The sequence below is a fragment of the Mesorhizobium sp. M4A.F.Ca.ET.050.02.1.1 genome, assembly GCF_003997725.1.
Lineage (GTDB): Bacteria > Pseudomonadota > Alphaproteobacteria > Rhizobiales > Rhizobiaceae > Mesorhizobium.
In genome coordinates this window covers 1-4594 of record NZ_RZSG01000486.1, presented here as the reverse complement: position 1 = coordinate 4594, position 4594 = coordinate 1, and the positions used below count along the sequence as shown (strand labels likewise).

Annotated in this window: 6 protein-coding genes; all 6 read left to right on the top strand. The window is 64.1% G+C overall.

The window, feature by feature from the left end; genetic code table 11:
• The coding region (locus EOA33_RS25140) for an amino acid permease (protein ID WP_210212602.1) at nt 1–616 on the top strand (616 nt) is incomplete at its 5' end.
• Between the two features lie 2 nt (nt 617–618).
• Nucleotides 619–996 (top strand): hypothetical protein, encoded by a 378-nt coding sequence (locus EOA33_RS25135; RefSeq protein ID WP_126058265.1) that lies wholly within the window; start codon nt 619–621, stop codon nt 994–996.
• Nucleotides 997–999: 3 nt separating this feature from the next.
• Complete coding sequence (locus EOA33_RS25130; protein WP_127406854.1) at nt 1000–1944, top strand: carbon-nitrogen hydrolase family protein; 945 nt, start codon at nt 1000–1002, stop codon at nt 1942–1944.
• Complete coding sequence (locus EOA33_RS25125; RefSeq protein WP_127406853.1) at nt 1907–2596, top strand: TetR/AcrR family transcriptional regulator; 690 nt, start codon at nt 1907–1909, stop codon at nt 2594–2596. The genes EOA33_RS25130 and EOA33_RS25125 overlap by 38 nt, the downstream gene beginning before the upstream one ends.
• The gene (locus tag EOA33_RS39260; protein ID WP_189375656.1) at nt 2597–2749 is read left to right on the top strand and encodes a hypothetical protein; all 153 of its coding nucleotides are present in this window, start codon (nt 2597–2599) and stop codon (nt 2747–2749) included. It begins immediately after the preceding gene.
• Nucleotides 2750–2830: 81 nt separating this feature from the next.
• On the top strand, nt 2831–4594 hold a 1764-nt coding region (locus EOA33_RS25120), incomplete at its 3' end, for a transglycosylase domain-containing protein (RefSeq protein WP_145989271.1).

Below are 4594 nucleotides of genomic sequence, written 5' to 3'. Positions count from 1 at the left end.
GATCTCGGGGTCTGAAATGGATCGGGTCGCGGCGACGGTGGTCGCTTCGCTGGGTGATTGGTCGCGAATGCCGTTTCTGGCGGTGGTGGCGATCACCTTTTTCGCCTGCTGCATTTCCATGCAAGCCTATCTTGGCCGCGTCATCTTCAGTCTCGCCCGAGATGGCGTGCTTCCGTTCTCCCGGAAGTTGGCTTCGGTCAGCGAAGGCAGAAAGGTTCCGCTGGTCGCCATGACGAGCATGACGCTCATCGCCTCGGCCTGCCTGCTTCTCGGCTTCAACGAAGGGGCTGTCGGGACGATGATCAGCTTCGGCACCGCAGGCCTCTATATAACGTTCCTGCTGGTCGTGGCGGCGGCGCTCTACGCCCGCCTCAGCGGCAAGTGGCGCCCCGAGGGCTCGTTGCGTCTCGGCGCGCTCGGCACGCCGGTCAACGTCGCCGCCTTGGTCTGGCTGCTGTTCGAGACCATCAACATAGCTTGGCCACGCGTCGAACTGGCGCCGCCAAATGCTCCGGTTTGGCAGGTTTGGGCGGCGATCTGGGTCTTTGCGGTCGTTGCCGCGCTGGCTGTGATCTACATCGGCGCGTGGCGTCGCAAGAACCTGGCTGCGGAATAGAAATGGGCATTCTTGGCAAAGGCGGCCTGCTGCTGCTGTCGATGGGAGGCTGCTCCGGTATCCTCATGTATCTGTCGCTCGAGCGCCCGGCAGGCTGGGCATACATCAGAAACTTCGCGCGGCTGCGGCAGGGCCACGTCGACGCTTTGGTGCTCGGCGGCATCTTCCTCGCCGCGGAGGCGACAGGCGTCGTCGACTCTTATGCGTCTTTGGTGTTGCTGGTCACCGGCTTCTATACCGTCATCTCGACGGGTGCGATGGGCTGGTGGCCGGATTTTCCGCAGCGATACAAGGTTGCAAGTGTCGGCGACTTCGCCGCCTTGTCGACTTTCGCTCTTGCCTGGGTCTGGGTCACGGTCCGCGTGCTGACGGGGTGGTAGAATATGACGCGCATCTACATCAGCCAGAGGCCCCCGCACCTTCTCGATCTCGACGCGGGCATCGCCACTGCGAAAGCGGAGATCGAGGCCGCAGCGGCACAAGGCGCCGATCTCGTAGTGTTTCCCGAAACCTGGCTCGGGGGCTATCCGGCCTGGGTTTTCGGGTTAGCCGGCTGGAACGATCCGGAGGCGCGGCACTGGTTCCAGAAGCTGGTGGCCGCAAGCGCCACCGTTCCCGGCCCTCACGTCCAGGCCCTCTGCGACGCCGCGCGTGACAATGGGGTGTGCGTGGTGATCGGCCTCAATGAGCGCGCTCGGCCGAGCGCCGCGCTGCTTTACAACAGCGCGCTTACGATCGACGCAGATGGATCGATCGTATCCGTTCACCGCAAGCTCACTCCAACCCACACCGAACGCCTGGTCTGGACGCCGGGCGATGCGGACGGCCTGCGCGTGAACGAAACGGCGGCCGGGCGGGTCGGCGCGATGGTATGCTGGGAGCATTTCCACCCCATCATCCGCCAGGCCCTGCACGCCGAGGACGAGCAGATTCATGTTGCCCTTTGGCCGGACATGCCGTCGGCGCACCAGCTTGCTTCCCGGCACTACGCTTTCGAGGGGCGCTGCTTCGTCGCAAGCGCCGCGACGTATCTTCCTGTGGAGGCCGTGCCGCCGGACCTGCGGGCGGCCTATGAAAAGGGGACGGGGGGAGACGCTTCGTTTCCCGGAGGATCGGGGGTCATCGGGCCCGATGGCGAATACCTGGTCGGTCCGGTCTTCGGTGACGCGCCCGTCATCTGTGACCTTGACCTTGCGCAGACCATAGCGTTCAAACACGATCTCGACGTAACGGGTCACTACAGCCGATCCGATATCCTGCATTGGGGCGTCGATCGGCCGGGAACGAGGTATGGCGAGCAAGGCAGATCAGACTATCGGAGCAAGTGATCAAAACTGGGATGAGTTCGCGCCAAACGACACCCGGCGACGAATCCTCATGGAAGCCAGCGCGCTCTTCCGCCGCCACGGATATCGGGCCACCTCGACACGACAGATCGCGGCTGCGGTAGGCATCAGGCAGCCATCGCTGTTTCACCATTTCGCAAACAAGCAGGCGATACTCGAGGCGCTGTTTTCTCTCAGCCTCGACAATGCGGTGGTCGTCGCGGAAAGGACAGCGAACGCATCTGGATCGGCGGCAGCGAGACTTCATGACTATCTGGTCTGGGATCTCGAGACGCTGCTGAGCCTGCCGCTCTCGCTATCCGAACTCTACAGCAGCGATATATTGCGTGCGCCGGAATTGGCGCACTGGGCCGCCAAGCTCGAATCCCTCTACCTCGCGTTGGAGAAACTTGTCCGCCAGGGCATAGAGGCGGGCGAGTTCGTTGCCACGGATCCGGTGCTCATACGCATCCTGATCGCAAACGTGACGATCGCACACATCCAGTACGCGGACGAACGGCCTGATCGAGATCCCAAGAAGCTGGCGCGCGACGGTGCGCGGTTCGTACTCGCCGGGCTGAGCAACATGCAATCCGCTCATCTTGACGAGTTGATCTCTGGCACACGAAGCCGGACCGTCAGCGGGCAGACGTAGATGTTTCTGCTGGAGCGCTTCGCTGGCGAACGCTCTCCGCCACGCATCGGCTACTCGTCGGCGGCAATCGCCAGTTTATGGCTTGGCACTGTCGTCGGTCCCGCAGCGGTAACGGATTTAGAAAATCGTAAGGAATTTCAAAAGCCTGCATAAACCCTGCTTTAACGCGCCCTTAAATCGCCGCATCTAGTCTGCACCCGAGCGCCATTAGCACCGGGACATTAAGCGCAGCGCATGGCGAACCGCAGAGACAGTCGCATCGAACCGAGCTTCGACGGGCCGCCCCAGGCGAAATCCCCGGCCGGGTTCTCGGTGAGCGAGGAGGATCGCGTCGTGCCGGGCAGTCGCAAATCCGCCGCCAGACGCAAACCGGCCAGGAAGTCGTCGCGGCGCGGGCGCGACCGCAGCCGGCGCGGCCTGTTCGGCATTCTCGCCCGACTGGCCTACTGGTGCTTCGTGCTGGCCATCTGGGGCGGCATCGCGGTGGCCGGCATCGTCGTCTATTACGGCGCCAAGATGCCGGCAGCGACCACCTGGTCGATCCCCGACCGCGCCCCCAACATCAAGATCGTTTCGGTCGACGGACAGCTGATCGCCAATCGCGGCATGAGCGGCGGCGAGGCCGTCGGCCTGCACGAGATGTCGCCCTACATCCCCGAGGCCGTCGTCGCCATCGAGGATCGCCGCTTCTATTCGCATTTCGGCATCGATCCGATCGGGCTGACGCGCGCCATGGTCACCAATGTGCTTGGCGGGCATTTCTCGCAGGGCGGCTCGACGCTGACGCAGCAGCTGGCCAAGAACCTGTTCCTGACGCCCGACCGCACGCTGGAGCGCAAGGTGCAGGAAGTGCTTTTGGCGCTGTGGCTGGAGCACAAGCACACCAAGGACCAGATTCTCGAAATGTACCTCAACCGGGTCTATTTCGGCTCGGGCGCCTATGGCGTCGAAGCGGCCTCGCGGCGCTATTTCGGCAAGAGCGCGCGTGACGTGACGCTCTCCGAGGCGGCGCTTCTGGCGGGCCTGCTCAAGGCGCCGTCGCGGCTGTCGCCGGCGCGCGACCCGAAGGCGGCCGAGGAGCGTGCGCAGCTGGTGCTCGCCGCCATGCGCGACGAGGGCAAGATTGGCGCCAAGGAACTGACGAGCGCGATGAGCGCGCCGGCGACGCGCGCGCCGTCCTACTGGACCGGATCGGAAAACTACGTCGCCGACACTATCATGGGCGAACTGCCCGACCTGATCGGCGACGTGCGCGGCGATATCGTCGTCGACACGACGGTCGATCTCACCTTGCAGAAGCTTGCCGAACAGTCGATCCGGCGGCTGATCGACGAGAGCGGCAAGAAGCTCAACGTCACGCAGGGCGCGCTGGTATCGATCGACGATTCCGGCGCGGTGCGCGCCATGGTCGGCGGCTATGACTATTCGACCAGCCAGTTCGACCGCGCCTCGGAAGCGCGCCGCCAGCCGGGCTCGGCCTTCAAGCCCTTCGTCTACATGGCAGCGCTCGAGGCCGGCCGCACGCCGGACAGCGTGCGCAACGACGCACCGATCAAGATCGGCAAGTGGACGCCGGACAATTACGGCGGCAAATACTTCGGCAAGGTGACGCTGGCGACGGCGCTGGCGAAATCGCTGAACTCGGTCGCCGCCCAGCTCACCATGGAGGTCGGGCCCGACGCGGTGGTCGAGGCCGCTCACCGCATGGGCATCCAGTCCGATCTGCAGTCGAACACCTCGATCGCGCTCGGCACTTCGGAAGTGACGCCGCTGGAGCTGACCTCGGCCTATGTGCCGTTCGCCAATGGCGGCTACAAGCCGGACATCCATTTCATCCGCCGCGTCACCACGGCTGGCGGCAAGGTGCTCTACGACAACAATGGCGGCAACGCGCCACGCGTCGTCAAGCAAGAGATCGTCGGCATGATGAACTCGATGATGACCGGCACGGTCGAAATCGGCACCGCAAAGAAGGCGGCTTTCGCCTGGCCCTCGGCC

Coding starts and splice junctions, on each gene's coding strand:
- EOA33_RS25130 (WP_127406854.1), top strand. CDS start 1,000: ATGACGCGCATCTACATCAGCCAGAGGCCCCCGCACCTTCTCGATCTC.
- EOA33_RS25135 (WP_126058265.1), top strand. CDS start 619: ATGGGCATTCTTGGCAAAGGCGGCCTGCTGCTGCTGTCGATGGGAGGC.
- EOA33_RS39260 (WP_189375656.1), top strand. CDS start 2,597: ATGTTTCTGCTGGAGCGCTTCGCTGGCGAACGCTCTCCGCCACGCATC.
- EOA33_RS25125 (WP_127406853.1), top strand. CDS start 1,907: ATGGCGAGCAAGGCAGATCAGACTATCGGAGCAAGTGATCAAAACTGG.